This is a genomic window from Stenotrophomonas pictorum JCM 9942 (assembly GCF_001310775.1).
Classification (GTDB): domain Bacteria; phylum Pseudomonadota; class Gammaproteobacteria; order Xanthomonadales; family Xanthomonadaceae; genus Stenotrophomonas; species Stenotrophomonas pictorum.
Genome location: NZ_BAZI01000655.1, coordinates 1 through 966 on the forward strand (window position 1 = coordinate 1; position 966 = coordinate 966).

A 966-nucleotide genomic window follows, 5' to 3' on the forward strand; every position below is an offset into this window, starting at 1 on the left:
CTGCGCCTCGGCGATGCGCGGATGGTCGGCCGGCCACACTTCCACGCGCGGCAGCTTGTTGAACTGCTCGCGCAGGCTGTCCGGACTCTGGTAGATCTCTTCCGGCGGCAGCAGCGGCCGCTCGATATCGTGGCGGCGCTGTTCGTAGCGGCTGAGGGTCTGGGTCCAGAACGCATCGGCGGCCTCGGCCACCCCGGTGCCCAGCACCGTCATGAAGCCTTCGGGCAGGTAGTCGAACAGCGTGGCGGTCTTGTCGAAGAACAGTGGCAGCAGGTATTCGACGCCCGAGGGCAGGACCCCGGCCTTGAGATCCTGGTACAGCGGGCTGCGCCGGGTATCGACGTCAAAGCGCTCGCGCAGCGTGGTCAGCACCTTGGCCAGGCTGGCCTCGTCCACCGGCACTTCGCGGCCGGGCAGCAGCTTCACTGCCGGCACCTTGTCCAGCGAGCGCTGCGTTTCGGGATCGAATGCGCGGATCGAATCGATGTCCTCGTCCAGCAGCTCGATGCGCAGCGGCGCCTCGGTGCCCATCGGGTAGACATCGAGCAGGCCACCGCGCACGGCAAAGTCGCCCGGGTCCATCACCTGCGCCACGTTGCGGTAGCCGACGCTTTCCAGCCGGCGTTTCTCCGCATCCATGTCCAGCCGCTGGCCGACCTTCAGGTCGAAGCTGCCGCCGACGATGTAGTTCAGCGGCGCCAGGCGCTGCAGCAGGGTCTGCACCGGCACCACGACGATGCCGCGGGCGAGGGTGGGCAGGCGGTGCAGCGCGGCCAGTCGCTGGGAAATGATGTCCGGGTGCGGACTGAACTGGTCGTAGGGCAGCGTTTCCCAGTCCGGGAACGGCACCACCGGCAGCGTCGAGGCATCGCCCAGCAGGGTCTGCAGGTCAGCCACGGCCAGATGCGCGCTCTGGTTGTCGCGCGTCACCAGCAGCAGGGGCCTGCCGTGGCGTCGGCGGCACGG

At 68.6% G+C, this 966-nt stretch carries 1 pseudogene; it reads right to left on the bottom strand.

The window, feature by feature from the left end:
- Positions 1–966 (bottom strand): annotated as a pseudogene (locus tag JCM9942_RS16835) (transcription-repair coupling factor); the annotation flags it as partial.